Raw genomic sequence first — 26,258 nt, forward strand, 5'->3', positions numbered from 1 at the left:
CATGGCATTCACTCTGCCGATCGCCGCTAAGACCCCTCGAAATCGGCCATGAGAGGGCTCTTATGGTCGGAGAGCGCGCGCTCGGCGGCCGCCAGAAGGTGCCCGCCGCGAGCGTCGTCACCGCCGGACGCGGCGGCCAGGGCGTGCCCGAGCAGGTGCACGCCCGTGAGGGCGCCGGCACGCGGCTCGTGCCCCCATCGCTCGTGGGCGGCATCGGCGAGCGCGGCCACGCGCGCAGCGTCTCCCCCGTGGTGCCGGGTGAGCAGCGCACTGGCGACGGCGTGCCCGATGAAGGCCGCCGCGTCGTCAGCGGGGTCGCCAAGCCCTGCCGTGTCCACATCGATGAGTCCCGTGATCGTGCTTTCCGCATCGAGGAAGAGCTGACCGAGGTGAAGGTCGCCGTGGATCGTGACGGATGCCGGAGGGGCGCTCTGCAGCGCGTCGTCGATCCGCGAGGCGATCGCGCTGACGCGCGCGTCTGCCGCCGGCAGCACCCCGCGCAGCCTGTCGACGTACCAGGGCAGGCGCTCCGCGAGCGAGGTGCGCGCGGGCCAGGTCGTGACGGTCGCCGCCATCACCTCCCGCAGCGCACCCGCGGCATCCAGCAGACGCTCCGGGTGCCATGCGATCGCCGCGGTGTCGGTGGCGGCGGTGCCCACGGCGCTCTCCAACACGAGGAGTCCACTCGGCGACCACCCTCGCACGACGGGGATGGGAAGGCCGTGGGATCGCAGGACCGTGTGCGCCTCGACCACGCGCTCGATGCGGCTCGGGCGCACGACCTTGACCCACAGCACCCCCTCCGCCGTCACAACGCGCAGGACGGCCCGGCGTCCGGGGCGGTAGCCGACGATCTCGGGACGCGCGGCATCCGTCACGCCCAGGCGGGCGAGGAGCACCGCGATCGCATCGCTGAACGCGGCGGGCGCGAGCGCGGGCAGATGCGGATCGGCGGGGTGCACCCACACGCGCCCGACACCGGGGAGGGCGAGCCCCGTCTCCTGTGCGACCGGCAGCAGCGACGTGTCGACGTAGGCGACGGCGTCGGAGGGAAGCCCGGATGCCGAGGCCGCCTCGGGCTCCAGGGTGAACCCCGCCACCGTCCCCCGACCCAGCGGCTCCCGCGAGAAGACCAGCACCGACGCGTCGGGCAGGTCGAGGGCCTCGATGAGGAGGTCCGCTTCCGGATCGTCCGTCCGTGCCGCGGGGGCGTCGCCGGCGAGTGTGTCGGCCGTGGCATCCATCCTTCGATTCCAGCACGGGGTCGCGAAGAAGGGGATGAGACATCTCTTAGGGTCGCGCGGGCGGGTGCAGCGCATCGCGATACTGGGAGGGTGACCAGCCCGCCCCCGCCCGCCGACCGACGCCGCCGGATGTCGGTGCGCACCCGCATCGTCGCCGTCATCACGCTCGTTGCGGCGGTCGGCCTGATCTCCGTGGGCGCGACGGTCTACCTCGTCGAGCGGGCTCTTTCACTGGAGGCCATCGAGGGCCGCCTGCAGGACAACCTCGAATCGGCGCGCGTCATCGTCGCGCAGGGGCCGGATAGCGGCGAATGGGCGGGAGCCGACGCGGCGCTGAAGGCCGTCGTGCAGCGGATGAGCCCCGACGACAACACGGGCGCCGTAGGCATCATCGACGGCAAGGCGGTGTGGCGGTCGGCGGTCGAGCTCGACGTCGACCTGACGAGCGCGCCCGGGTTCGTGCCGTACATCGCCGACGCCGTGACGGGCAGCGATCCACTGATCGGCACCTACGCCCAGGACGGCGTCGTGTGGCGCTACCTCGCCGCGCCGATCGCGGTCGCCGGCGGCGCACAGGCCGAAGAAGTGATCTTCGCGATGGCGTACGACGTGACGGCCGAGCTCGCCGAGATCAACGGCACCGCCCAGGCCTATCTCATCGCCGCGGCACTCGCCCTGCTGGTCATCGCCGCCGTCGCGACCATCGTGTCGACGCGGCTGCTCCGGCCCCTCCGACGTATGCGCGAGACCGCCGAGCGGGTGTCGGCGCAGTCTCTCAACGAGCGCCTGCCGGTGCAGGGCCGTGACGACGTGTCGGAGCTGGCGAGCACGATGAACGACATGCTCGACCGGCTCGACAGCGCCCTCGATTCGCAGCGGCAGCTGCTGAGCGACGTCGGCCACGAGCTGAAGACCCCCATCACGATCGTGCGCGGCAACCTGGAGGTCATGGATGTCGACGACCCCGCCGACGTGCGCGAGACTCAGGCATTGGCCATCGATGAACTCGAGCGGATGGACCGCCTCGTCCAGGACCTCAGCGCCGCAGCCGCCCTCCACGGCCCGTCGCCCGTGACCACCGCGCGGCTGGACGCGGGCGAGCTCATGCACCAGATCGTCCGCAAGATGCAGGGCATCGAGGGCGCGACGGTGTCGACCGGAGCCGTCGCCGACGTCGTCGCTCAGCTCGACCCCGGTCGTATCACGCAGGCGATGCTCCAGCTCGCGCAGAACGCCGTCACCCACGGCGGCGGTCGCATCGACGCCGGCAGCCGTGTCGTCGGCGACACGCTGGAACTCTGGGTGCGCGACCACGGCCCGGGTGTGCGGGATGCCGACAAGCTCAGCGTCTTCGAACGCTTCCACCGCGGCGACGCCCGTCATGGCGGCAGCGGTCTGGGGCTCAACATCGTCCAGGTCATCGCGCGTGCGCACGGCGGGGCCGCTCGGGTCGAGGACGCCCCCGGGGGCGGCGCTCTCTTCGTGATCGCGGTGCCCTTGGCGGGCGCGTCGCCGCGGGAGGAGCCCGCCGTGCCGCCCAAGCCGCCGCTGCCTCCGCAGCCGGCGCGGGAGCCGGTCACGACAGCGGGAGGTGCGTGATGGCATCCATTCTCATCGCGGAGGACGAGGCGCGGATCTCGGGGTTCATCGAGAAGGGGCTTCGGTCGGCGGGTTTCGCGACGCGGGTCGCCTCGACGGGACCGTCCGCGCTGGAACTTGCCCAGTCCGACGAATTCGACCTGATGGTGCTCGACGTGAACCTGCCCGGCATGGACGGCTTCGCCGTGCTGGAGCACCTGCGCGGCGGCGGGTCACGAATGCCGGTGATCATCCTCACGGCGCGCGTGGAGCTGCACGACACGGTCGCCGGCCTCGAGGGCGGCGCCGATGACTATCTCGGGAAGCCGTTCCGCTTCGACGAGCTGCTCGCTCGCATCCGGCTGCGGATGCGCAAGGACGAGGACACGGGGAGCGTCGCCGCGCTCGCACATCGCGACCTCAGCCTCGACGTGCGCACCCGCGAAGCCCGACTCGACGGTCGCCGCGTCGAGTTGTCGTCGCGGGAGTTCGCGCTGGCGGAGGAGTTCGTGCGCAACGCCGGGCAGGTGCTCAGCCGCGAGCAGCTGCTGAGCCGGGTGTGGGGGTACGACTTCGACCCCGGTTCGAACGTCGCCGACGTCTACGTGGGCTACCTGCGGCAGAAGCTCGGCGCCGACCGGATCGAGACGGTGCGCGGCGCGGGCTACCGCCTCGTCTGACGCGTCTCGGGCGCCGGTCGCGCGGGCAGCGGTCGCCTGGCCAGGCGAGGCCGCGTGGTCCGCGTCAGGCGACGGGCGCGGGGATGTCCTGGCGAATGATGCTCGGGCCTTCGGGCATCGTCTCGACGATGACCTGCGCGGGCAGTTGCTCCTTCATCGCCTCGACGTGGCTGATCACCCCGACGGTGCGACCGCCGGCACGCAGTTCGTCGAGGGTGCGCATGGCGAGGTCGAGGGTTTCGGGATCGAGCGAGCCGAACCCTTCGTCGACGAAGAGCGTGTCGAGGCGCAGGCCGCCGGCCCGGTTCGTCACCACTTCGGCGAGTCCCAGGGCCAGGGCGAGCGAGGCGAGGAAGGTCTCCCCTCCCGACAGCGACTGCGGCGAGCGCAACCGGCCGGTGTGCGCGTCGAGGACGTCGATGCCGAGCCCTGACGCCCGGCCGTGCGACGCCTTCGCGTCGGAGTGGTGCAGGGTGTAGCGGCCGGCGGACATCTCGGTGAGGCGCAGATTGGCGGCCGCGACGATCTCCTCGAGCTCCGCGGCGAGGACGAACGTCTCGAGGTCCATCTTCATCGTGTTGGGGGCGCGACCGGCCACGGTGTCGGCGAGGCGTGTGACGACGTCGGCGTCGTCGGCGACGGCCGCCACGTCGGCGTAGGCGTCGTCGATCCGGCGCAGGAGGTCGTCGAGCTGCTGAGCGGCGGCCCGGGCGTCGCGCTCCGCCTCGATCGCGGCGGTGAAGGCTGCCGCCGCCTGATCGCGCGCGGCCTGCGCAGCCGGAAGGTCGACCTCCGTCGCGTCGACGGTGGCGAGTTCGAGATCGAGGAGCCGGGCGCGCACCGCGCCCAGCGCCTGCGCGTGCGCGACGATCCGCTCGTCGAGGGCATCTTGCTCGGCGGCGCCCAGGAGGGCGGCGGTGACGGCGTCGACATCGGCGAAGGCGGATGCCGCCACGCGCTCATCGCGGTCGCGCACGGCCGCATCGGCGGCGCGGGTGCGTTCGGCGAGCTGCTCCTGCGCGGCGAGGCGGGCGCGCGCGCGGTCGCGACGGGCGGTCGCCTCGGCGACGCGCTCCGCCACCGACGCGTGGCCTCCCCGGGCCGCCTCGACCTGGGCGCACTGGGCGTGCAGCGTGGCCCGTTCCGCGGCGAGGAGGCGCGCTTCTTCCTCGACGCGCTCCCGGAGGGCGTCGCGCTCGGCGGCGGCAGTGGTCGCGAGGTCGTCGAGCTCGGCGCGTTGACGTTCGAGCGTGGCCACGGCATCCTGCGCAGCCTCCGCGGCGGCGAGACGGCCGCGAAGGTCGGTGAGGGCGGCGTCGAGGCTGTCGAGATCGTCGCCGCCGGCCCGCGCGAGGGCCTCGGTGAGCGCGTCGCGGGCCTCGCGAGCCGCTTCGCCGACGCGGCGCGCGTGCTCGGCGGCGCGGTCGCGGGCCTCTTCCGCGGCCGTCAGGTCGTCATCGGTGACCGGCTCGTCGGTCGCTTCGGCGGGGTGCGGGTGCGCGGTGGCGCCGCAGACGGCGCACGGTTCCCCGTCGACCAGGCGGGTCGCCAGCTCGGCGGCGTGCCCGCGCAGCCGCTGCTGAAGGAGCGCCGTGACCGTCGTGGCGGCCTCGGCGGACGCGGCGCTCGCGATCGCGTGGTCGGCTTCGGCGCGGGAGGCGACCGGGGCGAGCGCGGCTGCCTGTTCGGCCGCAGCGCGCCGGAGCTCGACCGCCTGGCACTCCGCGCGGAGGTCGTCGGCGCGGGCCGCACGCACGCGCGCGTCGCCGAGCTCCCGATCGATCCGCTCGCGCTCGGCGGGCAGGAGCGCCTGTTGGGCGTCGAGTTCGGCGACCTGTGCCGTGCCGGCCACGACGGCGCGCTCGGTCGCTGACAGCTTCACCTCGGCGGCGGGCAGCGCGGCCTCCTGCTCGGCCGCCGCAGCCCACAGTGCCAGGTCTCCCGTGATCGCGTCGATGATGGCGTGGAGGTCGTCGTCGGCGAGACCGCCGCCCGTCTCCCACTCCTCACGGGCGGCGCGTTCGGCCTCGACCGCCTCGTCGCGCGCCCGCTGTGCTCGCGCGGCGGTGTCGATGGGGGCGCGCAACGCCTCGGCGGAGCGTGCGTGGGTGAGACGTTCCTTGTCCTCCGCGATGCGCGGTGCGTCGGCTTCGCGCTCCGCGAGCTCGGCACGCGCTGCGGCCAGCTGTGTCAGTCGCTCGGCCTGAGCGGTCGCATCGGCGAGCGCGCGCTCGGCGGCGACCGCCGTCTCCTCTGCTGCCGCACGTTCCCGCGCGCGCGTGTCGAGGCGGTAGGAGGCGCGTTGGCCGGCGAGGGTGACGGCGGCGCGGCGGGCGGCGAGGTCGTCCGCCGCCTCTCCCTCGCCTCGCAGGCCCTGCTGCTCGATGAGCCTCTCGGCCAGGTCGAGGAGGGTGCGCGCGTGTTCACCGGCGGTGTCGAGCGAACGCTGCGCGTCTTTCCGGCGCTGCTCGAGGTCGTCGCGGTACTTCTCGAACCGGCGGGAGCCGAACAGCGTGCGCAGCAGCGTCTGCCGCTCGGCGGCCGTCGCGAGGAGAAAACGCGAGAACCGGTTCTGGGCGAGGAGGATCACCTGCTGGAACTGCTGCGCGTTGAGGCCCAGGATCTCGTCGAGCAGCAGCGCCACCTCGCGCGGCTTGGCCGCGCGACCGATCCACGTGTCGCCGACGAGCTCTTCGAGCTCGGCCCGCTGCGGTTCCGTCGTGAGGCCGCCGCCCCGCTTGGCGGGACGGTCGTACTCGGGCGCGCGGGTGACGCGCAGGCGCCGCTCGCCGGCCGTGAACTCCAGTCGGACTTCCGTGGGGTCGCCGAGGAAGCTGTGATCCGAACGGAGGCGACGCTCACCGCCCTCGTACCGGGGGACGGTGCCGTAGAGCGCGAAGCTCACCCCGTCGAGGATGCTGGACTTGCCCGCTCCCGTGCGCCCCGAGATGAGGAAGACGCCGTCGCCGTCGAAGGCGTCGAAATCGACCCGCTGATGCTCGCGGAACGGACCGAATCCGGTCAGGTCGAGACGGTGGAGCTTCACGCGGTGGCCTCCACGCGAACGCGGTCGGCCAGCACGTCGTCGATGAGCTCCCGTTCGCGATCGGTGGCGCCCGCGCCGTCGCGGACGTGGACGAGGAACGCGTCGACCAGTTCGCGGTCGGAGCGAGCCGCGCGCACCCGTTCGGCGTACGTGCGCGAGTCGGACACGCCGACGCGTGCCGGTGCGTGAACGACCTTGGCGCAGTGCGCGAAGCGCGCCTGCAGCCGGCGCAGCGGGTCGCGCTGCGGCAGGTCGTCGGTGTACTCGGCGCAGACCCACGCATCCTCGGCGTCGGCGAAGCGGGGGTCGGCCAGCAGTTCTTCCAGCGGCGCCGTGAGGGTGACGACGCGGCGCGGCACCGGAAGGGGCAGCCACGTGACGTCGGCGAGGCCATCGGCATCCAGGTCGACGAGCCACGACCCGCGCGGCTTGTCGCCCTCACCGAAGCTGTAGTGCAGCGGTGCGCCCGCGTAGCGGATGTGCGGGGCGAGCTGCTGCCGCCCGTGGATGTGCCCGAGCGCGGCGTAGTCGACACCGTCGAACGCGGCGATCGGAACGACGTCGAGTCCGCCCTGCTGGATGTCGCGTTCGAGCAGCGGCGTCGGCTCGACTCCCGCCGCGAAGCAGTGCGCCACGGCGACCGATCGCGCCCCGGCACAGCGAGCGGAGAGATCGGCCCGCACCAGATCCATCGCGTGGGTGAGCGCCGCCTCCTGGGTGCGGATGCCCGGCCACACGTGGCGCAACAGCGCGGGCTCCAAGAAGGGGATGCCGTAGATGTGCACGGGGCCGTGCTCGTCGGCGACCGTGATGGGCGTGCCGACGGCGAGCGGGTCGGTGAGGACGTGGATGCCGTCGCGCAGCAGCGCCGCCTGAAATCCGAGCCGCGCCGCCGAGTCGTGGTTGCCGCTCGTGACGATGACGTGCGCACCCGCGTCGCGGAGGCCGCGCAGGGTGTCGGACAGCAGCGTGTAGCAGTCGGCAGCCGGCGCCGCGGAGTCGAAGACGTCACCCGCGACGAGGACGACATCGACGTCGTGCTCGCGCACCTGGGCGATCAGCGCGTCGAGCACACCGCGCAGCGCATCGAGCGTGGAGTGACCGTGGAAGGTCCGCCCGATGTGCCAGTCGGAGGTGTGCAGGATGCGCATGCCCCCACGGTACGAGCGGCCCCCGACATCGGCCGCGAGGCCCGCCGCGGACCGCTCACGACGCGGCGCGGGCCGCCTTCTTCTGCTCTTGGAAAGCCCGCAGCGCCTCGTACCGGTCGGCGGAACGGGCCTGGCGCTTGCTCGCCTCCTCGGCGCGGTTCTTCGGCGGCGCGGCGGTGACGAGATCGTCGAGCAGGTGACGCGTCGCGTGCGCGATCTCCGCGACGGCGCGGTCGAACACCTCCTGGTTCGCCTTCGACGGCTTCGTGGTGCCGGTGATCTTCCTCACGAACTGGAGGGCGGCGTCGTGGCACTCGTCATCGGTCGCGGCCGGTTCGAAGTTGTGGAGCGGAACGATGTTGCGGCACATGGCCGCTACGGTACGCCGAGCCCCGCGCGAGCAGAACCGGCCCGCAGGAGAGATGTCGTCACGAGTCCGCCGAGCGGCGCCGACGCGACACGATCGCGTAGGTCGTAGCTGCGGCGACGATGCCGGCCGCGACAGTGACGAGCCATCGCATCAGCGGAACGGCATCCGTCCATAGCGAGAGACAGAGGTTCGTGGCGAGAGCCACCACGGCCAGCGCCGTGAATGCCGCGATATCCGCGACGGGGCGACGTCGTGACTGCTTCATGTTCCGCTCCTTCATGAGATGGCATCACGAAAGCCAGCATCGTAGGCAGGTCCGAACGGTCGCATCAGACCAACGTCCCCCGACTCGCCCACTCCCCCGCATTCTGGCGAGGAAAGGGACCGCGCGATTGCCGCCCTAGTCGCCGGTACACGGTCGGTGGAAGACGCCGACCGTGGCCGGATACGCTCGAAGGATGGCCGACCCCGATCCGCTCGAGCGCGCCGCGGACGCCGTCGACGACGCGATCGACGAGCTGACGGGCGTCCCCACCGACGACGGCGACATCGAGCGCTTCACGGCATCCGGCATGACGCTCGTCGCCGAGGCCGGCGGTCCCGAGCGGTCCGAGACGACGTTCGTACTCGTCCACGGGATCGGGATGGGCCGGAAGGTGTTCGCCGACCTCGCGCTCCGGCTCGTGGGCGCGGCACGGGTCATCGCCGTCGACCTCCCGGGGTACGGCGACGCCCCCGAGCCGCCGCGCACCCCGACGATGGAGCGCAACGCCGACCTCGTCGCCGCGTACCTGCGCAAGATCGACCGCGGTCCCGTGGTGCTCCTGGGCCACTCGATGGGCACGCAGGTCGCGACCGAGGTGGCCGTGCGTCACCCCGAGACCGTTGCCCGCCTCGTCCTGGTCGCCCCGACCGTCGACCGGCACCACCGCCGGGCGCTCACCCAGTTGATCCGCCTCGGTATCGACCTCCTCGACGAGAGCCCGAAGGTACTCCTCCTCGGCGCGCGCGAGTATCTGCGGGCCGGACCGTACCTGCGACGGAAGATGACAGCGATGCTCACTCACCGCCCCGAGCGCGCCTACCCGAGGGTGTCGGCGCCGACGCTCGTGATCCGCGGCGAGGGCGACCGGGTCTCACCCCGGGAGTGGTGCGCCGAAGTCGTCACCGCGCTACCAGACGCGCGCGCGGTCGAGATCCCCGGCCATGGGCACGAGACCCTCATCAGGGATGCCGCGCCCGCTGCCGAGGCGATCCGGCGCTTCCTCGCTACGACGTCCGGTCGCCCGGAGTAGGCGATCCGCCTCAGCCCGCGATGTCGCGTGCGAGTGCGGACACCTCGTCGTCGGCGACGACGATCCCGGTGTCGGTGAGCCGCCGACGCAGTGACTTCTCGACGATCGCGACGTCCTCGCCACCGACATCGGCACGCACCTGCTGGACCACTCCGTCGAGACGTTCCATGTCGGTGGGGAGGTTCTGGTCGAGCGCCGGCGCATCCTGGGTTCCCGTCGGAGCGGGGGCCGCCTGTGCCGAATCCGGATAGTTGGCGCCGGGCTCCTCGAACTCGTTCGCACCGTGGCTCATCGGTCGGCCTGCTCGTCGGTGACGAGATCGGGATCGAGCCCCTGCTGGATCTCGGCGCTCTCGACGTAAGGATCGGACGCGCGCTCGGTGGCGTCGACGGCGGCACCGTCGGGCGCAGGGCTGTCGCTCGGGGTCTCCACGTCGGGCCCCTCCTCCTGGATCTCGCGCGCGGCGGCCGCGGACGACTCCGCGGTCACGCTGTCGGCCGTCTCGCCGCTGGTCCAGCCGCCGGCGGGTTCGGCATCGACGATGTCGTCGGGGATGTCTCGCGTCATGGCTCCTCCTCGGAGACTCTGGGGCGAGTCCACCCTCCCGGCTACGGCCCCGGAGGTCGAGGGGATTGACGGCGTGCGGCGCGAACGGTATTCAGTCGCGGCGGGCCAGGATGCCGGTGCGCTCGGGGTGCGCCTCGAACCAGTCGGCCGCGTACCAGCAGACGGGCTGCACGACGCGGTCGCCGCGGCGCTCCAACTCGGCGACGGCCCTGTCGACGACCTCGGCGGCGAAGCCCTTCCCTCGGAAGGTCGGCACCGTGTACACCCGGGTCATGGCGAGCGTGCGGCCGTCGTCGCGGTAGTCGATCACGCTCACGAGGTCGTCGCCGCGGTGGAGCGTGTAGCGCGACGCGTCCGGCTCGTTCGCGAAGCGGAAATCGGTCATCCCTCCACGCTACGCCCGTCCGCCGACTGCGAGGCGAGCCACGCGTCGACCTCCCGCTGTCCGCGCAGCCGGATCACCGGCCACCCCGCGTCGATGCGCGCGATCATGCGCGCGCGCATCACCGGATGATCCGTCCACGCCCAGCGCACGATGTTCTCCTCGGGGCGCCACCGGAACCAGCTCGACGGCCGCTCGCGATTGCCGTGCCACAGCTCTTCGCGCATCACCCCGCGCCGCACCGTGCGCCCGATCACCCGCCGCATGACGACGCGGCGCGGGTGGTCGAGCCAGATGTACGCGTCGGCCGCGTCAGGGGTGCCGGGGTCGAGCAGTCCTCCCAGCCGCGACGTCCAGTTCCCTTCGATGACCCACCCGTCGGGATGGGCCTCGACGAACGCACGGACGAGAGCGTGCGCCTCGTCGAGATCGCGGTACTCCCACCCTTCCGCCCAGAACACGGCGTCGAGTTCGAGATGGGGCAGTCCCCGAGCGGCGGCCACCTGGCGTGCGAGACGGGACTTACCGGAGCCGGAGGTGCCCACGATGCGAAGCCGTCGGGGGTGTGACCGGGTCATGATTGAGCAATCTGTCACATTGCGTCATAGAGAAGACGCATGCGGCGGGCGGTTTGACACATCCGGACACGTTTCGTCATAATCAACCCCATGACTGACAACGCACGCATTCTGTCCGCCCGGGAGGCGAACGGATCTGCCGGCATCATGATGCCGCGCGTTGCCATGTGTTGCCGAATGTGTTGATTCCTGCGATGCCGTCACCGACACGGTGACCCCGCCGGGTGCGACCGCCTCAGCCCTCTCTCCAGGGCGCGGCCTCACCCCACGAGCATCGGATGACCGCCCACGACGCGGTCCCGTCCGCTCGCACACCGGCCGCTCCGGCCGAATCGCCGCACGCCGAACCCGCTCCGGGCCCTTCGCCCCGGGTTCCACCTGAAGGACATCAACCATGTCGAACACCGCTCTTCTCACCCGTCCGTCCACCGCCCGCCACCTCCACGCCGTCGAAGACATCGCGCCGGCGCCGGCTCCGGCATCCCGGCCTCTTCCCGCCGGCACCGCTCCCCGCGGATTCGCGCTCTACGTCGGCATCGACGAGGCGCGTGCCGCCGCCGACGGCGTGTCGCTCTCGACGCTCGTCGAGGCGCTGCGCCGTACCCTGAGCGAGCTCGCACCGCACGCCGAGACCTACGCGACCGTCGCCCTCGCTCCCGTCGGCGCCGGCGGTCGCGACGTCGACGTCGTGCGTCTCGCCCTCCACGAGCCGAGCGCGGTCGCCCGCACCAAGCAGGACCAGCCGGAAGACGATCACGTTCCCGGCGGTGTCACGATCGACATCTCCCGCCGCCGCGTGCACATCGACGGCGAGGCCGCCGCGCTGACGTTCAAGGAGTTCGAGCTGCTGCAGTATCTCGTGCTGCGCGAGGGTCGCACGATCGAGCGGACGGAGCTGGTCGGTTCGCTGTGGAGTCACGCCGACGGCGAGGACGCCCCGGGCGAGCGGACGATCGACGTCCACGTGCGCCGCCTGCGGTCGAAGCTCGGTCGGTACGAGGACATCGTGCGCACGGTGCGCGGCATCGGCTACCGGTTCGACCGACACGCCGACGTCGTGATCCGCTACGGCCACGGCACCCCCTCGCCCGACCGCTTCTGACCCGCACCGTCGCGCTCGCTGCCGCGGGTCCGATGTCGGTGGTGGTCACGTAGGGTGACGGCATGACGACGCTCGCACGAGGACGGATGCCGCGGCCACCGCGCGATGTCGTCCCCGACGCGGGGCGGCCCGTCGAGACCGTCTACCGACCGTCGACGCCGATCGAGGCGCAGCGGGCGATCGCGTTCCAGCAGCGGGGCGCGCACGACCCCGCGCAGCTGACGGCGGGTGGGGTCATCTGGCGCGCCAGTCGCACCCCGGCGGGCATCACGACGATCGCCGTGCGGGCGGAACGTCACGGCATCCGTGCGGCGGCGTGGGGACCCGGCGCCGAGTGGGCCATCGCCCAGCTCCCCCGGTTGTGCGGCGCCGACGACGACCCCGGCGACTTCGACGCCTCACGGCATCCGCTCATCGCCGCGACTCACCATCGTCATCCCGGCTTACGCCTCGGTCGCACCGACCTCGTCTTCGACGCGCTCGCGAGCGCCGTGTTCGAGCAGAAGGTGACGGGCCTGCAGGCATTCGGCGCATGGCGCGCCATCCTCACCCGCTACGGCGAGCGCGCCCCCGGACCCACGCCGCGACCGATGTTCGCCCCGCCCGCGGACTGGCACAGCATCCCCAGCTGGGCGTGGCATCGCGCGGGCCTGGAGCCTCCGCAGTCGCGCACGCTCGTCGCCGCCGCGACCAGACGGGAGTCGGTGGAACGCGCGGCCGACGCCGCGGCATCCGGTGACGCGCGCGATCGCGTGCTGACGAGCCTGCGCGGCGTCGGCCTGTGGACGAGCGCCGAGACGCGCATTCGCGCCTACGGAGACCCGGATGCCGTCAGCGTCGGCGACTATCACGTCGCTCACGAGGTGGGCTACGCGCTCACGGGGCACCGCGTCGACGACGACGGCATGCTGGAGCTCCTGGAGCCGTGGCGAGGGCAGCGCCAGCGCGTCATCCGCCTGATCGGACTCAGCGGCGTGCGGGAGCCGCGCCGTGGACCGCGCCTCGCCCCCGAAGACCACCGCGACCGCTGACCGCGGCGGTGCGGCGATGCGGGTCAGGCGGGAGCGCCCTCGTCCTCTTCGGGTTCGAAAGTCGATGCTTCGCCCGTGTGCCCCGCGGCGACACCGTCGGGGTCGGGCGGGATGGTGCCGTCTTCGCCGAGACCACCCGCCTTCTCGCTGACGTCGGTGTCGTCGCTGTCGAGATCGGAGTCGGCCGGCACGTCGCCGGTGGGGTTGCTGGTCATGAGAGGGCCTTTCCCGTCGCCGTCCGACGACGTGGTGCGTCACGCTACGCGTGCGAGCCCCGGATGCCACGCCCCTTGACCCGCGACCGCCGGCCCGGTAGCGCCGCGGGCTACATCTCTTCGTGCGTGTCGGGGTCGCCGTCCCAGAGGCGACCGCGCTCGAGCCCGCTCAGCGCGGCGATCTCGGCGTCGCTGAGGGTGAAGCCGAAGACGTCGGCGTTCTCGATCTGGCGCTCGGGGTCGGCCGACTTCGGGATGGGCGTCGAACCCAGCTGCGTGTGCCAGCGGAGCACGGCCTGGGTCGGGGTGACGCCGTGGGCGGCGGCGACGTCGGTGACGGTCTGCTCCGTGAGCAACTCGCTGCGACGCGCGAGCGGGCTCCAGCTCTCGGTGCGGATGCCGTGAGCGTCGTGGAAGGCGCGCAGCGCGGTCTGGGGGAAGTACGGGTGCAGCTCCACCTGGTTCACGGCGGGCACGACGCCCGTTTCGTCGATGAGCCGCGTCAGCATCTTCTCCGTGAAGTTGGACACCCCGACCGACCCCACGAGACCCTCGTCGCGCAGCGCGACCATGGCGCGGTAGGTGTCGACGTACTTGTCGACGCGCGGGTTCGGCCAGTGGATCAGGTACAGATCGATCCGTTCGAGCCCGAGCCGCTCCAGCGAGCCGCGCGCACTGCGCACCGTCTCGTCGAAGCCGTGGTCGCGGCCGGGCACCTTCGTCGTGACGATCAGCTGATCGCGGATGCCGGAGCGTCGCACCGCGTCGCCCACCTCCGCCTCGTTCTCGTAGTTGACCGCCGAGTCGAGGAGCCGGTAGCCGTTCTCGATCGCGGCGACCATGGCATCCACACCGTCCTCGCCGCGGAGGTTGTAGGTGCCGAGGCCGAGCTCGGGGAAGTCGGTGCCGTCGTTGAGCGCGAGAGTGGGGATCGTGACCATGCCTGCCACGCTACGCCCGTCGCGTCGCCACCACGCTCGCTTGACGCGGCATCGTGCCACCGCTAACGTGTCAAGGCTGCGCCGACCGGCACAGCATCCCATCGGAGGACGACATGACCGCGCATTCGCGTGATCTCTTGCACCGGAATCTGGCACAGCCCAGCTTCCGCTACGAGTCGTACCCTCCGGCGCGCGCCGTCTGACACCGTTACCGTCACACGCCCCGCACCGCACAGGTCCGGGGCGTTTTCCGTGTGTCCTCTCCGCACGTGGTCTCCCCCGGACTCTCCACGAAGGAAAGGAACCATGGAGAAGCTCACGAACAGGCTGCTGTCGTGGGCGAGCCTCATCGACGAGAAGACCGTCGAGCAGGCCCGCACCTCGTCGCGCATGCCGTTCATCTACCCGCACCTGGCGCTCATGCCCGACGCGCACCTCGGCAAGGGGGCAACCGTGGGGTCGGTCATCCCGACCCTCGGTGCCATCATGCCGGCCGCCGTCGGTGTCGACATCGGCTGCGGGATGATCGCCGTCCGCACGCAGTTCACGAAGTCGCAGCTGCTCGCTCGCGACCTCTCGGCACTGCGGGAGCAGATCGAGCGCGCCATCCCGCTGTCGGCGGGTCGTGACAACCGCAAAATCGTCGCGACCGCCGAGCCGCGCATCGCCGAGCTGGAGGAGCTCGCCGAGAAGAAGGGGTTCGACCCCGCCCGCTACGCCGGGCACTGGCGCAACCAGCTCGGTTCGCTCGGGTCGGGCAACCACTTCATCGAGGTGTCCGTCGACGAGACGGATGCCGTGTGGATGTTCCTCCACTCGGGTTCGCGAGGGGTCGGCAACAAGATCGCCACGCACCACATCGCCGTCGCTCAGCGGCTCGCGAAGCAGTGGTGGATCGACCTGCCCGACCCCGACCTGGCCTACCTCGTCGAGGGCACGGAGGAGTTCCGGCGCTACATCGCGGAACTGCGATGGGCCCAGCACTTCGCTCTCCTCAACCGTGAGGAGATGATGGACCGGGTCGCGCGGCAGCTGTCGGAGACGATGGGCGAGGACGTGCAGGAGCTCGAGCGGATCAACTGCCACCACAACTTCACGGAGAGCGAGAAGCACTTCGGGAAGCAGGTGTGGGTGTCGCGGAAGGGCGCGATCCAGGCGGATGCCGGCAGGCCCGGCCTCATTCCGGGGTCGATGGGCACGGCATCCTATGTCGTGTCCGGCCTCGGCAACCCGCTGTCGCTCCACTCCTCGCCGCACGGTGCGGGGCGGGAGTTCTCGCGGACGGCCGCTCGGCGGACGTTCACGCACGAGCAGCTGCGGGAGGCGATGGTGGGGATCGAGTTCCGAGACACCGACGCCTTCATCGACGAGATCCCGGCGGCCTACAAGCCGATCGACCGGGTGATGGCCGACGCGGCCGACCTCGTGGAGGTGCGGCACACGCTGCGGCAGCTCGTGAACGTGAAGGGCGACTGAGGCTCCGGCCCGCCCTCACCGCGGGCCGGGCCCCTCCGCCGCGCGCCGGGCCGCTGGCACCCATGTCCCACTTTCGGTCGCTTCGCACGGCGAAGACCGACCGAAAGTGGGACATGACCCGTTCGGGTTATCCCGAAGAGCGTTGTCCGGCCACCTCGGCACCGGCGGGCGGGACGCGGTCCTACCGTGGAGTCATGACCACCGCAGCACCCCCGCGCCGACGGCCCGGAATCCTCCCCCACCTGGGGGCGATCGCCCAGCTCGCCGCCCTCGGTATCGCCGGCGTCGTCGCCTTCACGATCCTGCTGACCCTCCTGAGCGTCGGGGTGGGACTCATCCCGGTGCTCGGCATCGGCCTCCTCTTCCTCGTCGCCTTCGTGTACGTCCTGTGGGCGACGGCCTGGGTCGAATACGAGCGGGTCGACGGCCTCTACGGCTACGGTCTCCCGCTCCTGCGGCTTCGGCCGAGCGCCGGGCCCGGATTCGGCGGCTGGCTGCGCACCCTCTGGCGCCAGTTCGTCGACGGCACGATGTGGCGCGGGGTCTCCAGCGCCGCCATCAGTACGATCCTCGGCTGGTTCGTCCTCCCGCTGCTCGCGGGCCTCGTCTCCGGTGTGGGACTGCTGTTCGCTCCGCTCACCGGCGTCGCCCGGCTCCCGTGGACCGACCTGCAGATCGACACGACGTGGTCGGTGCTCGTCGGCATCCTGAGCATCCTCGCGAGCCTCGCGCTCCTCTTCGGGATCGCCGTGCTCCACGCGACCCTCACGCGGGCGATCCTCGTCCCCTCGCAGGAAGCCGCCCTCGCCGCCGAGGCCCGAGACGCAGGCGAACGCGCCCGCGCCGCGGGCGAACAGCGCGCCGGTGCGGTGCGGGCGAGCGAAGTGGAACGCACGAGGCTCGAACGCGACCTGCACGACGGGGTCCAGCCGCGACTCGTGTCCGTCGGGATGACGCTGGGCCTCGCCCAGCAGAAGATCGACAGCGACCCCGCTGCCGCCAAGGCGCTCATCGACGAAGCCCACACGTCGACGAAAGCGGCGATCACCGAACTGCGCCAGCTGGCCCGCGGCATCCACGCGTCCGTCCTCGACGACCGCGGACTCGACGCGGCCCTGTCGGCCCTCGCGGGGCGCTCCCCCGTTCCCGTCGTGCTCGACGTACGCCTCGACGGACGGTGCAGCCGCACCGCGGAAGCCGCCCTCTACTTCGCGATCGCCGAGTCGATCACCAATGCCGCAAAGCACTCCCGCGCGAGCGAATGCCGGGTCACCGTGCGCCGCCGCACCGACACCGAGTCCGGCGCCGTCACCCTGTGGGCGCGCGTCGAGGACAACGGCGTGGGCGGGGCGCGCGTCATCGCCGGCGGCGGTCTCGACGGCATCGTCAATCGCATCGTCGCCGCGGGAGGCACCTCCCGCCTCGACAGCCCGACCGGCGGACCGACCGCCCTGGAGGTGAGCGTCCCGTGCGCATCCTGATCTGCGAAGACTCCGCCCTGCTGCGCGAGGGACTCGTCCGCGTGCTGGAAGACGCGGGCCACGTCGTGGTCGCCGCCCTGACGGATGCCGTCGGCCTCACCGCCGTCGTCGCCGACTCCGAGCCCGAGCTCTGCATCCTCGACGTTCGGCTGCCGCCGACGTTCACCGACGAGGGCATCCGCGCCGCGCTCGCGCTGCGCGCCGCCCACCCCGACCTGCCCGTGCTGGTGCTCAGCCAGTACGTCGAGGAGCGTTACGCGAGCGACCTCATCACCTCGCACGGCGCCGCGCTCGGCTACCTCCTCAAGGATCGGGTCGCCGACGTGCGGGACTTCCTCCAGTCGATCGAGCAGATCGGCGCCGGTGCGACCGTGCTCGACCCCGAAGTGGTCGCCCAGCTCCTCACCCGTCGCGCCCGCGACGAGCGGATGGCACGACTCACCGACCGCGAGCGGACCGTGCTGGCCCTCATCGCGGAAGGCAAGAGCAACCAGGCCATCGCGCAGACGCTCTTCGTCAGCGAGGCCAGCGTCGAGAAGCACATCACGTCGCTCTTCCAGAAGCTCGACCTCGAACAGGACGAGCACGGCAACCGTCGCGTGCTCGCCGCCCTCGTGCACCTGGAGCACGGCGGCGACCCCGACCACACTCCCCGAAACGGAGCAGTCCGATGACCTACCCCGAGATCCCCACGACCACCCCGCCGGATGCCGTGGCGACCGCCCCCGCTTCCCCGTCCGCCGCAGCGTCCGCGCCCCGCCGCACCTCGTCGAAGGTCGTCTCGACCCTCGCGATCTGCGCCGGCGCCGTGCTGATCCTCGGCACCGTCGTCACCGGCGGCGTGTCGATCCTGCGCGCGGCGAGCGTGCACACGGGCGAGGTCACCGCCTCCGCCGCAGGCGTGCGCACCCTCGACCTGGATGCCAGTGCGGCACAGGTCACCGTCAGCTTCGGGGCAGTCTCCGAGGCGACCCTGCGGGTGAGCGGCGGGTCGGGCGCCGATGACTGGACGCTCGAGCGCACCGGTGACCGCCTCGTCGTGGCATCCGATCGCGACATCTGGGCCCGCTGGGGGTGGCTGCGCCAGCCCGAGACCATCGAGCTCGTGCTTCCCGCCTCCGCCGCCGGGCTCGACGCGGATCTCGATCTGGACAGCGGCTCGCTGCGCGCCGAGGGCGACTTCGGCGACCTCGCGGTGACCCTCGACGCGGGCTCGCTGCGGGTGACGGGCACGGCATCCGACCTCACGTCGGAGATCAACGCCGGCTCGGCCCGCTTCGACCTCGACGGTGTCGTCGACGCACGGTTCGCCATCAGCGCCGGGTCGGTGGACGGTGCGCTGACAGGACCGACGCCGTCGTCGATCGTCGTCGACGTGAGCGCCGGGCGTCTCGACCTCGCCGTGCCCGAGGGTGCCTACGCGCTCACGAGCGACGTGTCCGCCGGCGGATTCCGGCACGACCTCACCGTCGACCCCACGTCCCCGCATCGCGTCGACGTCACGGTGTCGGCCGGGTCGGTCGTGCTGCGCCCCGCCGACTGAGGCGCGACGCGGGCGCTGCCGTTTTGTCCGTCACACACCCCCATGGCCCGGCGCGTTCAGCGCTAGCGTGGACTCCGTGACCACTCCGATCGATGCCACCGCCACCGCCGCCTGGGCAGAGCTCTCCACCGCCCGCGACTCGTTCACCCCCGACCTCCGCGGGTGGTTCGCCGCCGACGCCGGACGCGTCGAGCGCCTCACCTTCGACCTGGCCGACCTGCGCGTCGACCTGTCGAAGAACCTCGTCGACGACGGCATCCTCGCCTCCCTCGTCCGCCTCGCCGAACAGACCGGCGTCGCCGAGCGCTACGCGGCCATGCTCGCCGGCGAGCACATCAACACGACGGAGGACCGCGCCGTCCTCCACACCGCGCTCCGGCGTCCCGCCGGCGCCAGCCCGGCCCTCGTCGTCGACGGTCAAGACATCGACACCGACGTCCAGGCGGTGCTCGAGGCGATGAGCGCGTTCGCGGATCGTGTGCGCTCCGGCGAATGGGTGGGTGTCACGGGCAAGAAGGTGACGCACGTCGTCAACATCGGCATCGGCGGGTCCGACCTCGGACCGGTCATGATCTCCGAAGCCCTCGAACCGTACGCCGATGCCGGCATCCACGCGCGCTTCGTCTCGAACATCGACCCGTTCGACCTGGCGCACAAGACGGCCGACCTCGACCCCGAGACGACCCTCTTCATCGTCGCGTCGAAGACGTTCACGACCCTCGAGACCCTCACCAACGCCCGCCTCGCGCGCGACTGGCTGTGGGCGGGACTGGCCGAAGCCGGCGCGATCGACGGATCGGACGAGGCGAAGACGGATGCCGTGGCCCACCACTTCGTCGCCGTGTCGACAGCGCTCGACAAGGTCGCCGCCTTCGGCATCGACACCGCGAACGCGTTCGGGTTCTGGGATTGGGTCGGCGGCCGCTACTCCGTCGACTCGGCGATCGGCCTGTCGCTCGTGATCACCCTCGGACCGGACGCCTTCCGCGAACTCCTCGCCGGGTTCCACGCGGTCGACGAGCACGTGGCATCCACGCCCCTCGATCGGAACGTGCCCGTGCTCATGGGACTGCTCAACGTCTGGTACACGAACTTCCTGGGCGCCCAGTCGCACGCCGTGCTGCCCTACGCGCAGCAGCTCAGCCGCTTCGCCGCCTACCTGCAGCAGCTGACGATGGAGTCCAACGGCAAGTCCGTGCGCTGGGACGGCTCCCCCGTCACGAGCGACACGGGTGAGATCTTCTGGGGCGAGCCGGGCACCAACGGCCAGCACGCCTTCTACCAGCTCATCCACCAGGGCACCCGGCTCATCCCGGCCGACTTCATCGCGTTCGTGAACCCGGCCTACCCGCTCCAGGACGACGGCCGCGACGTGCACGGCCTGTTCCTGGCGAACTTCCTCGCCCAGACGAAGGCGCTCGCCTTCGGCAAGACGGTGGCCGAGGTCGAGGCCGAGGGGACGACGGGGCCGCTCGTGGCGGCGCGCACGTTCGCCGGCAACCGTCCGACGACGTCGATCTTCGCGCCCGCGCTCACCCCGCGCGTGCTGGGCGAACTCGTCGCGCTGTACGAGCACATCACCTTCACGCAGGGCGTCATCTGGGGCATCAACTCCTTCGACCAGTGGGGTGTGGAGCTCGGCAAGCAGCTCGCCCTGCAGATCGCGCCCGCGATCGAGGGCGATGCGGCCGCGATCGACGCGCAGGACGCCTCGACCCGCGCTCTCCTGGCCTATTACCGCGAGCACCGCACGCCGTAGCCGCCGCCGCGGCGGGCGAATGTCCGGAGTGCGCGCGGCCGGTCGTCGGTAACTCCTTCGATCCGGCGCCACCGATCCCCTCGACCCGCGTGTTTCCGGGGACCGGAACCCGCAGCCGCACCGGATCGAAGGAGTTGCCCACGCCGCGGCGCGAAGCCCCTCCGGCGGAGGCGGCAGTCAGTCGCCGACGCGGGTGTGGATGCGTTCGCCGGCGGCGCTGAAGATGCTGAGGATCTCGGCCGGGCCGTCGGCGGTGGCGCTGATACTGTGCGGCACGGTCGTGTCGAACTCGGCCGCCTCGCCGCGCTCGATGAGGTGCTCAGTGCCGTCGAGGGCGAGCCGGATGCGACCGCTCAGCACATAGAGCCACTCGTACCCGTCGTGCACGCGGGCGGCCGGAGCCGCGGTGGCCGGCGCGTACGTCACTTTGTAGGTCTTCACCGGCGCGTTCTCGAGGGTGAGCGGCGCGATCACCATGCCATCGCGACGTTCGACCGCCCGCCGCACGCGGGGATCGGCGGTCTCGGCGGGCAGGAGGTCGTCGATGCGGATGCCGAGGCGCCTGGTCAATGGCAGCAGCAGTTCGAGCGTCGCCTGCCGCTTGCCCGACTCGAGCCGCGAGATCGTGCTCGGCGAGATGTCGGCGCGGGTGGCGAGGTCGTCGAGCGTCCAGCCGCGGGACTGCCGCGCGGCGCGCAGGCGGGGTCCGACGTGGTCGAGTTCGGTGCGCATGCTCCCATCTTGCCATTTCCGCAAGCGAGCTTGCCAACCTTGCGCCGCACCGTCGAGGGTGGACGCATGCGAACGAACAACGACCACGAATGGGATGCCGTCGTCATCGGCGGCGGGGCAGCGGGACTGAGCGCCGCGCTCATGCTGGGGCGTGCACGCCGACGCGTGCTCGTGATCGACGGCGGCGCGCCGCGCAACCGCTTCGCCGCCCACATGCACGGCGTGCTGGGCCACGACGGGCTCGACCCCGCCGACCTGCTCGCCCGCGGCCGCGCCGAACTCGCAACCTACGGCGTCACTGTCGAGACCGGCGAGGTCGCGGAGGTCGCGGAGGAGGGCGCCGACGAAGGCGACGGACTGCGTGTGCTCCGCGCCGACGGCGCCGTCGAACGCACCCGCGCGGTCGTGATCGCCACCGGCATCCGCGACGTGCTCCCCGACATCGACGGGCTGCGGGACTTCTGGGGAACCTCGGTGCTCCACTGTCCTTACTGCCACGGCTGGGAGGTCGCCGATCGGCGGCTGGCGGTCGTCGCGACGTCGCCCGCGAGCCTCCACCAGATCGAGCTCGTGCGGCAGTGGAGCGACGACGTGACGGCCTTCACCGCCGACCTCGGCCCCGTGGCGCCGGACGTGTCCGCGCGGCTGGCGGCCCGTGGCATCCGCGTCGTGACTCAGCGGGCGGCAGCGGTGGCGGTGCGGGGCGGCGCACTGGCGGGTCTCGTCACAGAAGACGGCGTGACCCACCCCGCGGATACCGTGTTCGTCGGCCCCGTGCCGGAGGTTCCGTTGGAGTTCGTCGCCGGCCTGGCGCTGGCGCGCGCAGACCAGCCGGGGTCGCCGCTGGCGGTCGACCCGCTCGGCGCGACGAGCCACCCCCGGGTGTGGGCCGCCGGCAACGTGACCGCGCCGTTCGGCAACGTGCCGCTGTCGATGGGCGCGGGGTCGATGGCGGGCGCCGCGGTGAACGCGGCGTTGGTGGCCGACGACGCCGCCCGCGCCGTGCGGGAGCGACGCGCTGCCCGCAACGCCCACTGGGAGCAGCGGTACGCCGAGAACACCCGGTTCTGGTCGGGCCGCGTGAACGCGACGACGGCGGCCGTCGTCGGCGGGCTCCCCGCGCGGGGCACGGCTCTGGAGGTCGGCTGCGGTGAGGGAGCGGATGCCGTGTGGCTCGCCGAGCAGGGGTGGGAGGTGACGGCGGTCGACGTCTCCGCCTCGGCGATCGAGCGGGCCCGTGCCGCCGCCGTGGAGCGTGGCGTCGCCGATCGGGTGCACTTCGTCGTGGCGGATGCTGTGGACGCCCTGCCCGACGGGCCGTTCGACCTGGTGGTGTCGAGCTTCCTGCACTCGTGGGAAGGTGATTTCCCGCGGATCGGCATTTTGCGGGATGCGGCCAGCCGCGTCGCGCCGGGCGGGCGGATGCTCGCGGTCTCGCACGCAGCACCGCCGCCGTGGTCGACGCACGCGGAGCACGAGCGGCCGATACTCCTCAGCCCCGCCGAGGAACTCGCGCAGCTGCAGCTCGACGAGGGGTGGAGCGCGGAGCGGGTGGAGATCGTGCCGCGCGAGACCGCTGCCCCCGACGGCTCGCCGGCTCACCTCGACGACGGCGTGCTGCTGCTCCGACGGGGGTGAGGCAGGGGGGTGTTCAGTTCGTGGGGCTGGGCGTCGTCCCGACATACCTGCAGGAGCGTACGGACGGTTCCCGCACACTATCCGGCTGACCAACCGGTGAAGAGAACGAGTGGGGCCACGCTCGTGAAGATTGCGAGATCTGCCAGAAGGTGAGCAGCGACCGATGCCACCATCCCCAATCGTCGATGGATCAATACAAAGAGAACCGACGCTAGTCCTGTGAGGAGACACCCAGCCCACCCTCCCGGAAGGCCACCGAGATGAGCCAGCCCGAACGAGGCTGCCTGAACAACGAAGATCATCGGCAATCCGAGCTGACTAGACTCGGACAGGATGGCGCCCCGCCAGAGCAGTTCCTCCCCAATAGCGTTGGCTAGCGCGAACGCGACGACCGCAAGGGCCACAACCCACGCGGGCGGGGCGATGATTGGAATCTGCACGGGAGCGTCGCGCACCTGCGCTTGCACTAAAGGGACAACCATGCTCCCCGCCAAAAGCCCAAGTAGCGAGGCGAGCGCGAAGCCCGCAGCTGTAGACCGCCGAATGCCGCGTTTGACCACGTCGAGCGCCCGCTTCTGGTTCTCAAGTACAAACCAGATCAGACCGGAGATAGAGGCAGAGGCAATCCACGGCACGCCAACGAGCGTCAAGAGTCCAAGCGTCGCTACAGCACCTCGGGTCGAGGTCCGGGTCGCAGTGGCAACGCCAAGGACGGTGAACATAGCGATCAAGAACGCAGATTGATATCGCGCGACCACCAGGAGGCTGAGCGAGATAGCCAATGCGATAGGGCGCAGGCACATCAGCTCACGAGGACGTCTCACGGAAAAGACGAAGGAGCCAATCGGACCGTAGACAGCTGGCCGATCGGCACTGTAGTTCCCCCGCCTTCCCAGAAGAGCCATCCTTCTATCTCCTTCGGGCGCAGCAGAGCAATGAAGGCCCCGTCGTGACTGGTAAGCTCCGGCCACCCCTGCCCTGATTCGTCCATCACCCAATCGCACACTGCCTCCGCGAGTGCCACCGCGTCAGGATCGTCCCCATCACGTCCCACGGCGATCTCGCGACCAGGGAGGACAACGACGACATCCTCGTCGGCAAATCCCTCGGGCGTCGCGGGTGCAGGTCCAAAAGATAGCCAGCCGCGACGAGGATCGAACAGGGCCACAGTCAAGGGGATTCCAGAAGTCAAGAGGTCGGCCGACAGCGCCTCAAGCAGCAGGTGGATGCGATCACTCACGATCACATGATCTTGCACTGCATGTTGAAGACCAAGACGACATCCTTCCCACGCGTCACATTCCCCGAGATCTGCAGGATCTTCCCCGAGTACTTGGTGGCACGCGACGCGCTCACGCTTCCGTGGGGCGCGTAAGTCTGGTTCTTCGAGTCGATTTTCACACCGTTCGCGTACACGCCAACCCTATAGAGCGTGCCGGAGTAGGTTGCGTTGGGGTAAGCGCCCCACTGAATCGAGCGTCCCTTCGCGCTCTGCTGGATGCTGAATCGGCCGTAACCCGAGTTCACGCTGTAGGAGTGACAACTCTCAATCGGGGGAGAAATCTCTGCCGAAGCACACCCCACGATGAGCGTCAATGTGATCAATAGCCCGGCCACCGCCGACATGACTCTGTCTTGTCGCTTCATCTCGGAACCTCCAGTCGCGGACCGCTGACAATCCGTTCGACTAGGGATACGGCATAGCGCGAGTCAGTCGTTACCCCAGAAGCCGTGGCGGCTCGTTCATTCCCCGGGTTGAAGCAGGGCGATCTGCGCGCGCCAAGTCACGTATCGAGAGACCGTCGGCCGGATCGCTTTTCTCCACGGAATCCAGCGAGATCCAGGCAAGGCGCGCGACGTTGCCCCCTCGCAAAGGGGAGACACGTGGCACGGTCGACGTCAACGGTGCGGGTGTGTAAACGGCCGACAAAGGTGGCGGTCACCACAAGCGAGGCACTCCGAACATGTGACTCGTCTGCCGCCTCGAGCTGCCGATCCCTGCTTCCCGACGAAGACGGTCAGCCGCCGGCGGCTGCGGCGGCCTCGGCGGCCCGGGCGACCCAGGCGGGGGTGTCGCCGTACCGCTGCGACGGAATGAGGCGTCCCGCAGCGCAGTCGGCGACGAGCGTCGCGAGGCGGGCGGCGCGCGTCTCCTCGCGTTTGGCGGTCTGCACCCAGTTCGACGCGACGCGGCGATACGACGGCGTCGCGGCATCCCAGAAGGCCTGCGCGGCCGGATTCGCCGCGATGGCCGCGAGCTGCTCTGGAGTGGCGGCGAGCGCGGTCTCGTAGGAGTAGCCGGTACCGGCGGGACGCCGCTCGTAGGCGGCGAGGCCTGCGGGGCGCATGAGCCCTTCGGCGATGAGCCGCTCGACGTGCGCGATGTTGACGGCGCTCCACACCGACCTCGGCTTGCGCGGCGTCCACCGCTGGCGCCGACGGCGCTCGTCGATCCGCTGGCTGACCGAGTCGATCCAGCCGTAGCACAGGGCCACCGGCACGGCGTCGTCCCACGTGATGCCCCGGTCGGGATCACCCTTCCGGTACAGCCCCATCCACAGCTCCGTCGCCGTCTCGTGGTGCTCTTCGAGCCAGTCGCGGAACTCCTCGGCATCCGCGAAGAACACGACCGTCGGCTCGGCGGCCGAATGCCGTTCGTCGCGGAGATCGTCGAGGGCGTCGCTCATGAGGCGACGATACTGCGCACCCCCGACACGCGTCGTCAGTGCAGCTCGGGCCGGTTCCACTGGCCGGGCTGATCGAACTCGCCGTACACGGCCTCGACACCGGATGCCGACACCGACGCGGCCACGACGAGCAACGACAGCGTCGGGTAGCCGTAGGGCCGGTTGTCGCGCACGATCGCGCGCTCATCGGTCGGGTCGAGGGCGGCGGTGTGCTCGAGCGCGTCGAGCCACGGCGTCCACCACTCAGCACCGTCGCCGGGCTCCGGGAACGCGTCGCGCCACGCGACGATGCGCGCCGTCGCCGGATCGTCGACGTCGTCGTGCGCGACCATGTGGATGCCGGGGGCGAGCTGCTCCGTGCGCACCGAAGTGCCGTCCCACATCGTGACGTGGGCACCGCCCGAGTCGACCTCGACGAGGTTGAAGCCGTTGACGCGGGGCGCCTCCCCCGGCGCGATGCCGTCGACGGCGTCGAGCACGACGTGGCCGCGCGAACCGAGGGTGGCGGGGTCGACGCCGGACAGCTCCGCTCGGTTCAGGACGACCGCGAGGCGACCACCGTCGGGGTCGGCCGCGAGCCACGCTCCGCCGGCGCGCGTGTCACGCACCCCGATCACACCCGGGTGGGCGTCGGGCCACCAGGCGCCGAGGGGGTCCCACGCGCGCGCCGGGTCTTCGTCGCGCACCGCGAGGACGCGCACCGGGCTCGTCGGCGCCACGGCATCCGGAACGTGGACGATCACGGTGCACATCGGCTCAGCC

28 protein-coding genes are annotated in these 26,258 nt (G+C 71.3%); 11 read left to right on the forward strand and 17 right to left on the reverse strand.

The window, feature by feature from the left end; all coding sequences use genetic code 11:
* Positions 1 to 26: 26 nt before the first annotated feature.
* Positions 27 to 1,244: a phosphotransferase gene (locus ACSQ18_RS12375; protein ID WP_436037699.1), complete on the reverse strand. Its 1,218-nt coding sequence runs from the start codon at positions 1,242 to 1,244 to the stop codon at positions 27 to 29.
* Between the two features lie 90 nt (positions 1,245 to 1,334).
* Here ACSQ18_RS12375 and ACSQ18_RS12380 point away from each other — a divergent pair, with 90 nt between their 5' ends.
* Together ACSQ18_RS12380 and ACSQ18_RS12385 are read left to right on the forward strand one after the other, a co-directional pair.
* Positions 1,335 to 2,843: a sensor histidine kinase gene (locus tag ACSQ18_RS12380; RefSeq protein ID WP_436037700.1), complete on the forward strand. Its 1,509-nt coding sequence runs from the start codon at positions 1,335 to 1,337 to the stop codon at positions 2,841 to 2,843.
* Complete coding sequence (locus tag ACSQ18_RS12385; protein ID WP_301038035.1) at positions 2,843 to 3,502, forward strand: response regulator transcription factor; 660 nt, start codon at positions 2,843 to 2,845, stop codon at positions 3,500 to 3,502. Before ACSQ18_RS12380 ends, ACSQ18_RS12385 begins: the two co-directional genes overlap by 1 nt.
* Positions 3,503 to 3,566: 64 nt before the next feature.
* Here the strand turns inward: ACSQ18_RS12385 and ACSQ18_RS12390 are convergent, their stop codons facing one another.
* Genes ACSQ18_RS12390 through ACSQ18_RS12405 form a run of 4 tightly spaced genes read right to left on the reverse strand, consistent with a single transcriptional unit; the run spans position 3,567 to position 8,334 of the window.
* Positions 3,567 to 6,548 carry an AAA family ATPase gene (locus ACSQ18_RS12390; protein WP_436037701.1) on the reverse strand — a complete coding sequence of 994 codons (2,982 nt, stop codon included), beginning with the start codon at positions 6,546 to 6,548 and terminating at the stop codon, positions 3,567 to 3,569.
* Positions 6,545 to 7,699, reverse strand: coding sequence for an exonuclease SbcCD subunit D (locus ACSQ18_RS12395; RefSeq protein WP_436037702.1), 1,155 nt, complete (start codon positions 7,697 to 7,699; stop codon positions 6,545 to 6,547). The genes ACSQ18_RS12390 and ACSQ18_RS12395 overlap by 4 nt, the downstream gene beginning before the upstream one ends.
* A 55-nt stretch (positions 7,700 to 7,754) precedes the next feature.
* Positions 7,755 to 8,069: a DUF2277 domain-containing protein gene (locus ACSQ18_RS12400; RefSeq protein ID WP_436037703.1), complete on the reverse strand. Its 315-nt coding sequence runs from the start codon at positions 8,067 to 8,069 to the stop codon at positions 7,755 to 7,757.
* 58 nt (positions 8,070 to 8,127) lie between these two features.
* Positions 8,128 to 8,334: a hypothetical protein gene (locus tag ACSQ18_RS12405; protein WP_436037704.1), complete on the reverse strand. Its 207-nt coding sequence runs from the start codon at positions 8,332 to 8,334 to the stop codon at positions 8,128 to 8,130.
* 193 nt (positions 8,335 to 8,527) lie between these two features.
* Here ACSQ18_RS12405 and ACSQ18_RS12410 point away from each other — a divergent pair, with 193 nt between their 5' ends.
* A complete protein-coding gene (locus ACSQ18_RS12410) occupies positions 8,528 to 9,364 on the forward strand; it encodes an alpha/beta fold hydrolase (protein WP_436037705.1) in 837 nt (278 codons plus the stop codon).
* A 10-nt stretch (positions 9,365 to 9,374) separates the two neighbouring features.
* Here the strand turns inward: ACSQ18_RS12410 and ACSQ18_RS12415 are convergent, their stop codons facing one another.
* The 4 genes from ACSQ18_RS12415 to ACSQ18_RS12430 form a co-directional block, all read right to left on the reverse strand.
* The gene (locus tag ACSQ18_RS12415; RefSeq protein ID WP_436037706.1) at positions 9,375 to 9,656 is read right to left on the reverse strand and encodes a hypothetical protein; all 282 of its coding nucleotides are present in this window, start codon (positions 9,654 to 9,656) and stop codon (positions 9,375 to 9,377) included.
* Entirely contained in the window at positions 9,653 to 9,931 is a 279-nt protein-coding gene (locus ACSQ18_RS12420) for a hypothetical protein (protein WP_436037707.1), read from the reverse strand. The genes ACSQ18_RS12415 and ACSQ18_RS12420 overlap by 4 nt, the downstream gene beginning before the upstream one ends.
* 91 nt (positions 9,932 to 10,022) lie before the next feature.
* On the reverse strand, positions 10,023 to 10,316 hold the full coding sequence (locus ACSQ18_RS12425) for a GNAT family N-acetyltransferase (protein WP_436037708.1): 294 nt from the start codon (positions 10,314 to 10,316) through the stop codon (positions 10,023 to 10,025).
* Positions 10,313 to 10,891 carry a toxin gene (locus ACSQ18_RS12430; RefSeq protein ID WP_436037709.1) on the reverse strand — a complete coding sequence of 193 codons (579 nt, stop codon included), beginning with the start codon at positions 10,889 to 10,891 and terminating at the stop codon, positions 10,313 to 10,315. The genes ACSQ18_RS12425 and ACSQ18_RS12430 overlap by 4 nt, the downstream gene beginning before the upstream one ends.
* Positions 10,892 to 11,285: 394 nt before the next feature.
* Here ACSQ18_RS12430 and ACSQ18_RS12435 point away from each other — a divergent pair, with 394 nt between their 5' ends.
* Together ACSQ18_RS12435 and ACSQ18_RS12440 are read left to right on the forward strand one after the other, a co-directional pair.
* Positions 11,286 to 11,993: a winged helix-turn-helix domain-containing protein gene (locus ACSQ18_RS12435; protein ID WP_436037710.1), complete on the forward strand. Its 708-nt coding sequence runs from the start codon at positions 11,286 to 11,288 to the stop codon at positions 11,991 to 11,993.
* Between the two features lie 62 nt (positions 11,994 to 12,055).
* On the forward strand, positions 12,056 to 13,024 hold the full coding sequence (locus ACSQ18_RS12440) for a DNA-3-methyladenine glycosylase family protein (RefSeq protein WP_436037711.1): 969 nt from the start codon (positions 12,056 to 12,058) through the stop codon (positions 13,022 to 13,024).
* 23 nt (positions 13,025 to 13,047) lie between these two features.
* On the opposite strand, the gene ACSQ18_RS12445 is transcribed toward ACSQ18_RS12440, so the two are convergent.
* Together ACSQ18_RS12445 and ACSQ18_RS12450 are read right to left on the reverse strand one after the other, a co-directional pair.
* Complete coding sequence (locus ACSQ18_RS12445) at positions 13,048 to 13,239, reverse strand: hypothetical protein (RefSeq protein ID WP_301038048.1); 192 nt, start codon at positions 13,237 to 13,239, stop codon at positions 13,048 to 13,050.
* Positions 13,240 to 13,349: 110 nt separating this feature from the next.
* Entirely contained in the window at positions 13,350 to 14,180 is an 831-nt protein-coding gene (locus tag ACSQ18_RS12450; protein WP_436037712.1) for an aldo/keto reductase, read from the reverse strand.
* Positions 14,181 to 14,486: 306 nt separating this feature from the next.
* On the opposite strand from ACSQ18_RS12450, the gene ACSQ18_RS12455 reads away from it, so the two are divergent.
* From ACSQ18_RS12455 to pgi, 5 genes are all read left to right on the forward strand, one after another.
* Positions 14,487 to 15,656: an RtcB family protein gene (locus ACSQ18_RS12455; protein ID WP_436037713.1), complete on the forward strand. Its 1,170-nt coding sequence runs from the start codon at positions 14,487 to 14,489 to the stop codon at positions 15,654 to 15,656.
* Positions 15,657 to 15,850: 194 nt separating this feature from the next.
* Positions 15,851 to 17,137 carry a histidine kinase gene (locus ACSQ18_RS12460; protein WP_436037714.1) on the forward strand — a complete coding sequence of 429 codons (1,287 nt, stop codon included), beginning with the start codon at positions 15,851 to 15,853 and terminating at the stop codon, positions 17,135 to 17,137.
* A complete protein-coding gene (locus tag ACSQ18_RS12465) occupies positions 17,125 to 17,811 on the forward strand; it encodes a LuxR C-terminal-related transcriptional regulator (RefSeq protein WP_436037715.1) in 687 nt (228 codons plus the stop codon). The genes ACSQ18_RS12460 and ACSQ18_RS12465 overlap by 13 nt, the downstream gene beginning before the upstream one ends.
* Positions 17,808 to 18,680 (forward strand): hypothetical protein, encoded by an 873-nt coding sequence (locus ACSQ18_RS12470; RefSeq protein ID WP_436037716.1) that lies wholly within the window; start codon positions 17,808 to 17,810, stop codon positions 18,678 to 18,680. The genes ACSQ18_RS12465 and ACSQ18_RS12470 overlap by 4 nt, the downstream gene beginning before the upstream one ends.
* Positions 18,681 to 18,756: 76 nt before the next feature.
* Entirely contained in the window at positions 18,757 to 20,439 is a 1,683-nt protein-coding gene (gene pgi, locus ACSQ18_RS12475; protein ID WP_436037717.1) for a glucose-6-phosphate isomerase, read from the forward strand.
* 177 nt (positions 20,440 to 20,616) lie between these two features.
* On the opposite strand, the gene ACSQ18_RS12480 is transcribed toward pgi, so the two are convergent.
* On the reverse strand, positions 20,617 to 21,171 hold the full coding sequence (locus ACSQ18_RS12480; RefSeq protein ID WP_436037718.1) for a helix-turn-helix domain-containing protein: 555 nt from the start codon (positions 21,169 to 21,171) through the stop codon (positions 20,617 to 20,619).
* A 66-nt stretch (positions 21,172 to 21,237) separates the two neighbouring features.
* On the opposite strand from ACSQ18_RS12480, the gene ACSQ18_RS12485 reads away from it, so the two are divergent.
* The gene (locus tag ACSQ18_RS12485) at positions 21,238 to 22,809 is read left to right on the forward strand and encodes an FAD-dependent oxidoreductase (RefSeq protein ID WP_436037720.1); all 1,572 of its coding nucleotides are present in this window, start codon (positions 21,238 to 21,240) and stop codon (positions 22,807 to 22,809) included.
* 77 nt (positions 22,810 to 22,886) lie between these two features.
* Here ACSQ18_RS12485 and ACSQ18_RS12490 read toward each other — a convergent pair whose 3' ends face one another.
* The 5 genes from ACSQ18_RS12490 to ACSQ18_RS12510 all read right to left on the reverse strand — a co-directional run bounded on the left by ACSQ18_RS12490 (position 22,887) and on the right by ACSQ18_RS12510 (position 26,248).
* A complete protein-coding gene (locus ACSQ18_RS12490; protein WP_436037722.1) occupies positions 22,887 to 23,714 on the reverse strand; it encodes a CPBP family intramembrane glutamic endopeptidase in 828 nt (275 codons plus the stop codon).
* Complete coding sequence (locus ACSQ18_RS12495; protein ID WP_436037724.1) at positions 23,630 to 24,049, reverse strand: hypothetical protein; 420 nt, start codon at positions 24,047 to 24,049, stop codon at positions 23,630 to 23,632. Before ACSQ18_RS12495 ends, ACSQ18_RS12490 begins: the two co-directional genes overlap by 85 nt.
* Before the next feature lie 2 nt (positions 24,050 to 24,051).
* On the reverse strand, positions 24,052 to 24,456 hold the full coding sequence (locus ACSQ18_RS12500) for a hypothetical protein (RefSeq protein WP_436037726.1): 405 nt from the start codon (positions 24,454 to 24,456) through the stop codon (positions 24,052 to 24,054).
* 371 nt (positions 24,457 to 24,827) lie between these two features.
* The gene (locus ACSQ18_RS12505; protein ID WP_436037728.1) at positions 24,828 to 25,496 is read right to left on the reverse strand and encodes a YdeI/OmpD-associated family protein; all 669 of its coding nucleotides are present in this window, start codon (positions 25,494 to 25,496) and stop codon (positions 24,828 to 24,830) included.
* 35 nt (positions 25,497 to 25,531) lie between these two features.
* Positions 25,532 to 26,248 (reverse strand): NRDE family protein, encoded by a 717-nt coding sequence (locus ACSQ18_RS12510; RefSeq protein ID WP_436037730.1) that lies wholly within the window; start codon positions 26,246 to 26,248, stop codon positions 25,532 to 25,534.
* Between the last annotated feature and the right edge of the window lie 10 nt (positions 26,249 to 26,258).

This window comes from Microbacterium sp. LjRoot45 (assembly GCF_964253325.1).
Lineage (GTDB): Bacteria > Actinomycetota > Actinomycetes > Actinomycetales > Microbacteriaceae > Microbacterium.

Bases quoted from the DNA above. Each gene is read 5' to 3' on its own strand.
- ACSQ18_RS12375 (WP_436037699.1), bottom strand. From the start codon at position 1,244: ATGGATGCCACGGCCGACACACTCGCCGGCGACGCCCCCGCGGCACGG.
- ACSQ18_RS12385 (WP_301038035.1), top strand. From the start codon at position 2,843: ATGGCATCCATTCTCATCGCGGAGGACGAGGCGCGGATCTCGGGGTTC.
- ACSQ18_RS12395 (WP_436037702.1), bottom strand. From the start codon at position 7,699: ATGCGCATCCTGCACACCTCCGACTGGCACATCGGGCGGACCTTCCAC.
- ACSQ18_RS12400 (WP_436037703.1), bottom strand. From the start codon at position 8,069: ATGTGCCGCAACATCGTTCCGCTCCACAACTTCGAACCGGCCGCGACC.
- ACSQ18_RS12405 (WP_436037704.1), bottom strand. From the start codon at position 8,334: ATGAAGCAGTCACGACGTCGCCCCGTCGCGGATATCGCGGCATTCACG.
- ACSQ18_RS12410 (WP_436037705.1), top strand. From the start codon at position 8,528: ATGGCCGACCCCGATCCGCTCGAGCGCGCCGCGGACGCCGTCGACGAC.
- ACSQ18_RS12415 (WP_436037706.1), bottom strand. From the start codon at position 9,656: ATGAGCCACGGTGCGAACGAGTTCGAGGAGCCCGGCGCCAACTATCCG.
- ACSQ18_RS12420 (WP_436037707.1), bottom strand. From the start codon at position 9,931: ATGACGCGAGACATCCCCGACGACATCGTCGATGCCGAACCCGCCGGC.
- ACSQ18_RS12425 (WP_436037708.1), bottom strand. From the start codon at position 10,316: ATGACCGATTTCCGCTTCGCGAACGAGCCGGACGCGTCGCGCTACACG.
- ACSQ18_RS12430 (WP_436037709.1), bottom strand. From the start codon at position 10,891: ATGACCCGGTCACACCCCCGACGGCTTCGCATCGTGGGCACCTCCGGC.
- ACSQ18_RS12435 (WP_436037710.1), top strand. From the start codon at position 11,286: ATGTCGAACACCGCTCTTCTCACCCGTCCGTCCACCGCCCGCCACCTC.
- ACSQ18_RS12440 (WP_436037711.1), top strand. From the start codon at position 12,056: ATGACGACGCTCGCACGAGGACGGATGCCGCGGCCACCGCGCGATGTC.
- ACSQ18_RS12445 (WP_301038048.1), bottom strand. From the start codon at position 13,239: ATGACCAGCAACCCCACCGGCGACGTGCCGGCCGACTCCGATCTCGAC.
- ACSQ18_RS12450 (WP_436037712.1), bottom strand. From the start codon at position 14,180: ATGGTCACGATCCCCACTCTCGCGCTCAACGACGGCACCGACTTCCCC.
- ACSQ18_RS12455 (WP_436037713.1), top strand. From the start codon at position 14,487: ATGGAGAAGCTCACGAACAGGCTGCTGTCGTGGGCGAGCCTCATCGAC.
- ACSQ18_RS12460 (WP_436037714.1), top strand. From the start codon at position 15,851: ATGACCACCGCAGCACCCCCGCGCCGACGGCCCGGAATCCTCCCCCAC.
- ACSQ18_RS12470 (WP_436037716.1), top strand. From the start codon at position 17,808: ATGACCTACCCCGAGATCCCCACGACCACCCCGCCGGATGCCGTGGCG.
- ACSQ18_RS12480 (WP_436037718.1), bottom strand. From the start codon at position 21,171: ATGCGCACCGAACTCGACCACGTCGGACCCCGCCTGCGCGCCGCGCGG.
- ACSQ18_RS12485 (WP_436037720.1), top strand. From the start codon at position 21,238: ATGCGAACGAACAACGACCACGAATGGGATGCCGTCGTCATCGGCGGC.
- ACSQ18_RS12490 (WP_436037722.1), bottom strand. From the start codon at position 23,714: ATGGCTCTTCTGGGAAGGCGGGGGAACTACAGTGCCGATCGGCCAGCT.
- ACSQ18_RS12500 (WP_436037726.1), bottom strand. From the start codon at position 24,456: ATGAAGCGACAAGACAGAGTCATGTCGGCGGTGGCCGGGCTATTGATC.
- ACSQ18_RS12505 (WP_436037728.1), bottom strand. From the start codon at position 25,496: ATGAGCGACGCCCTCGACGATCTCCGCGACGAACGGCATTCGGCCGCC.
- ACSQ18_RS12510 (WP_436037730.1), bottom strand. From the start codon at position 26,248: ATGTGCACCGTGATCGTCCACGTTCCGGATGCCGTGGCGCCGACGAGC.